Raw genomic sequence first — 4,622 nt, 5'->3', positions numbered from 1 at the left:
AAGATAAGTAATTCAGCACGCTCATCTATCTCTTCAGTCTTGGTAAATAAAGCACCTAAGTATGGGATATCACCTAAGAAAGGCGTTTTAGTAACAGTTGTAGATCGTTCAGACTGGAAAATACCACCCAAGACAACCGTTTCACCATTACCAACAAGTACTTGAGTTAGTACCTCATTTGTTTCAATACTTGGAATACCTGCTGTCACTTCGCCACGGTTATCCTGATTGATCTTAAGATCCATAATTACCTGATCGTCTGGCGTAATTTGAGGCGTCACTTCTAAAGATAGCACGGCCTCTTTAAAGGAAACTGAGGTTGCACCAGAAGACGAAGCTTCCTGATAAGGAATTTCCTCACCCGATTTAATTGTCGCAGTTTGACGATCAGCCGTTACAATTTTCGGCTGAGCAACGATCTCACCTTTACCGTCGGACTCGAAAGCAGACAATTCCATATCTATCAAGAAATTGTCTCCGCCGAAGCCAACCGCCAATGAAGAACTGTTTGACCTGGTCACACCTAAATCAACAGCTAAAGCTCCTGGAAAAGAAATTCCTGTACCATTCTGGCCAGCAATATCAGTCAATTCAGAAAGCGTCGCTGTCGAACCACCAATAGTGAACAAATTATCTCCACTTTGGTCAAGAGCGCCACCGCCCCACTGAATACCCATTTCTTCAGCTATATTCGAACGAGCTCTTACAATTCTAGCCTCAATCAATACCTGACGAACCGGAATATCCCAAGTAGAAATCAATTTACGAATCTGCTCCTGCTTCTCCGACGTTTCTCTGACACTAATTGTATTTGTTCGTTCATCAGATGAAATAAAACCTCGTTCAGAAATCAACTCACTATCCTGACGCAACAGCTCTACAATATCTGCCGCTTTTGCATAGTTAATCTGAACGATCTCCAAACGTACCGGCGCTAATGCTGCAACCTGTCGGTTAGCTTCCAATTCAAGCTTTTCACGCGCCGCTATTTCTTCGGCTGGAGCGACAAGCAGTACATTACCCACCGTTCGCTTATCTAATCCTTTTGTTTTTAGAATCAGCTCTAGAGCCTGATCCCAAGGTACATTCTGTAAACGAAGGGTAATACTTCCACCCACGGTATCACTTGCGACCAAGTTAAGGCTGGTAAAGTCAGCAATTAACTGAAGAACAGCTCGCACTTCAATATTCTGGAAGTTCAAAGATAGCTTTTCACCTGTAAACGGGAACTTATCCTGTTTACGCTGATCGACTTCTTCTTCTGTTAGCGCTTCAACACTCACGGTAAATTTATTATCAGCCTGGTAAGCCAGGTAATCATAATGACCAGAAGCTTTAATTCTAATTAAGGCATCACCATCAACGATATCTGAATCAATACGACGAACAGGTGTTGCAAAGTCGACAACATCTAGACGCTGTCGAAGCCCCATAGGTAAGTCAACCTTTGGCATGCGCAACTGAATATGGCCACCCACTTCTGACATATCAATATCTACGTCAGGCGAAGCAAAGCTAACGACTATCTGGCCATCGCCCTTTTCACCACGCTGAAAGTCAATATTGGTTATGCCATTTCTATCCGCAGCAACTTTCCTAGAAAACGTATTCGCTGCTGGCATTGCTTCTGGCGATGACGCGACAGCTTGGTATGCTTCACCAGCACCCTCTGAGCCCACCAATACAAACAGCGTATTTCCACTCGTTCGCGTGCTATAGGGCACTAAGTCAACTAAATCAAGAATTACACGGGTTCGGTCCTTGGTGCCGATTACAGTCATGCGTTTCGCATTTCCCATACCAAGATTATGGTATTTCTCTGCCAGCTTACTGCTAGCACCCGGTAAATCGAGCGCTATTCTTGCTGGTTTTTCAATCGTATAGCCATTCACTTCCGGCGGCGTTTCATCAAAAATCAAGGAAATTTCAACTCGATCTCCAGGCAGAGAAGCAAAGCTAACATCGTTAAGGTTAGCGGCATTTGCATTCATTACTGCAAAGAAGCAAACTCCAATCAGGGTTATTAATTTACGCGTCTGAAGAACCATTTCTGTAAACCTTAATATTCTACTTACTTTTGACTTAAACATGTTTGCTCTATTTGATATATCATTCATTATTCCCAAGCCCCCTTAATTACTGATCGTCCAGCGAGATGGTTCGCGGCCTTTCAAGCCAGCCGCCATATCCGTTGGGAACAATTTCAATCAAATCAATCTGACCAACTCTTACATCTACAATTCGGCCATGGTTTTTACCCATATACTGCCCAACCTTGGCCATATGTACGCTCTGCAACTCATCAGCAATCAGCGCCCACAAAATATCTTGTTCATTTCGCTGAAGCGTACCAACCATTTTTAACTGCCCTAGAGAGTATGACTCCAGAACCTCAGGAACTCGATCAAAATCCGGCTTAACGTTACTTTGATCTTTTTGTATCTCTACCACGCTTACCACAACATCTTCAGGCGGCAAAAAAGGTGAACGTCTATTCGCAGCACTGTATGTAAATGCTCTATATACTTGTACTTCAGGCAAAGCCTCTATTTTTCCACGCGGCTTGGCATCAGCCTCTGCCATAAAGCGATCTAAATCACCAAAGCCACTACTCGTACCACAACCACTCAATAGAACACTTGATACGAGCACGAGAGACAAGAAAATTTTATTCATTATCTTCTCCTCCCTTTCTTCTTCTTAGATTGCCTACTTTTTTCTCTGTCTGCCTCAGTACCATAACGATATGTCTTCGCTTGCACAGTCATTTGCAGCTTATGACTGCTGCGCCCCTGACTATTTCCTTTAGACTTACTCTGCATCTTGGAAATATTCATATCATGCAAAGTCACGATTCGAGGCAAGCTTGCAACACCACTCACAAAAGACGCAATGTCATGATAAGTGCCGGCAACCACGATCTCCATTGGCAATTCAACATAGAACTCTTTAGAAACCTCGGGTTTCAACTGAATAGACTCAATTTCTAAGCCACTTCCCAGCCCGGTATTGGTAATATCTTCAAGTAGACCCGGAACCTCTGTTTTTGCAGGTAACTGCTTAAGAAGCACACCAAAAGATTTTTTCATGTCGTCCATCTGCAGACGAAAAGCCTCCAGATTTGCCACTTTATACGCTCTACTTTCATATTGTTGCTTCAAGTTTGCTTCTTCTGCAGCGACTCTATCAAATTCAGTATATTGATCCTGAATCAGGAAGAAATAACCGCCTACAATCAATACTAAAAATACAACAACTAAAACGACCGCTTTAACAGGTGCAGGCCATGAGCCTGCATTATTAAAGTCTATATCATTGGGATCAAAGCCTTTCAGGCTTTCCATAGATTCAGAAAAACCCACTATTTAGTCCCCTTTTCACTTGATTCCTGATCTTCAGCTAACTCAGGCGTCACCTGCTTAACACTAAGATCAAAACTATTTAGAGTCCCGTCATCACCTTTAATCGCACTCACGTCTTTCAGATTAGGGTTAGAAAACCAGACTGATGTTTCAAAGTTTCGCATCAAACCTGAAATACGGTTATTAGATTCAGCCAAACCCGTAATCTCTATGAGATCCTCTTTTCGCTCAAGGCTTTCATAATAAAGACCATCTGGAAGTGTTCTCACCAACTCATCCATCACACGAACGATAACCGGGCGTGTTCCCTGTAAGTCCTGAATGACCTTCATTCTATCCAAAAGCTCTTTCTTTTCTTTTTTCAGCTCTTTGATCTCTTTAATTTTCTTATCCAGCTCAGCCATTGAAGAGCTTAAATAATTATTTCGAGACTTTTGAGTTTCAATTTCGGAACTAACATAGTCTTGCCACAGGAATACAAGTACCACTGCAACAACAAGGACACCGATCAACGAGGTAATAAAATTCCTCTGTTTCTCGGCTCGGAGTTCTTCTCGCCACGGCCTAAGGTTAATAGAAGGCATTAATCAAAACTCCTCATAGCCAAACCACAAGCAATCATCAAAGAAGGTGCATCATTACTTAAAGCAGACGCATTCACCTTCGAGCTTAGGGTCATATCAACGAAAGGGTTAGCCACTATAGTCTTGATCCCTGCTTTCTCTTCAACCAGTTCTACAAGTCCATTTATTGACGCAACACCACCAGCAAGCACGACATAATCGACTTCATTATATTGGCTTGAGGAAAAGAAGAACTGTAATGAACGGGCGACTTGTTGAACGACTGCCTCTTTGAAAGGAGCTAAGACTTCACGCTCGTAGTCATCTGGCAAGCCACCTTGCTTTTTAGCTAGCCCGGCCTCTTCAAAAGATAAGCCATAACGTCGCTGAATTTCTTCTGTCAGTTGACGCCCACCAAATAACTGCTCTCTTGTATAGATCGTTTTGCCATCGGCAAGTACGCTCAATGTCGTCATCGTTGAGCCAACATCGACAATTGCGACTGTCTGCTCTTCACCTTCAACGCCAATTTGCGAACCGACAAGTTCAAAGGATCGTTCAATTGCGTAAGCTTCGATATCGATAACTTTCGATGTTAAGCCACCAATTTCCAGGGCTTCTTCCCGAAGTTCAACATTCTCTTTTCGACAAGCAGCTAATAATATATCAACCTGGTCAGCGCCCGACTCTGACTCGC

General features: G+C 43.0%; 5 protein-coding genes. All 5 read right to left on the bottom strand.

The window, feature by feature from the left end; translation table 11 throughout:
* On the bottom strand, positions 1-2,048 hold a 2,048-nt coding region (gene pilQ / locus A3761_RS15780), incomplete at its 3' end, for a type IV pilus secretin PilQ family protein (RefSeq protein ID WP_068750470.1).
* 88 nt (positions 2,049-2,136) lie between these two features.
* A complete protein-coding gene (locus tag A3761_RS15775) occupies positions 2,137-2,676 on the bottom strand; it encodes a pilus assembly protein PilP (RefSeq protein WP_068506594.1) in 540 nt (179 codons plus the stop codon).
* Positions 2,676-3,362, bottom strand: a complete 687-nt coding sequence (locus A3761_RS15770; protein WP_082865054.1) for a type 4a pilus biogenesis protein PilO — start codon at positions 3,360-3,362, stop codon at positions 2,676-2,678. The genes A3761_RS15775 and A3761_RS15770 overlap by 1 nt, the downstream gene beginning before the upstream one ends.
* A complete protein-coding gene (locus tag A3761_RS15765; RefSeq protein WP_068553392.1) occupies positions 3,362-3,946 on the bottom strand; it encodes a PilN domain-containing protein in 585 nt (194 codons plus the stop codon). The genes A3761_RS15770 and A3761_RS15765 overlap by 1 nt, the downstream gene beginning before the upstream one ends.
* On the bottom strand, positions 3,946-4,622 hold a 677-nt coding region (gene pilM, locus A3761_RS15760; RefSeq protein WP_156491886.1), incomplete at its 5' end, for a type IV pilus assembly protein PilM. The genes pilM and A3761_RS15765, both read right to left, overlap by 1 nt.

Source organism: Oleiphilus sp. HI0123 (assembly GCF_001635315.1).
This window is presented reverse-complemented; position numbering and strand designations above follow the sequence as displayed.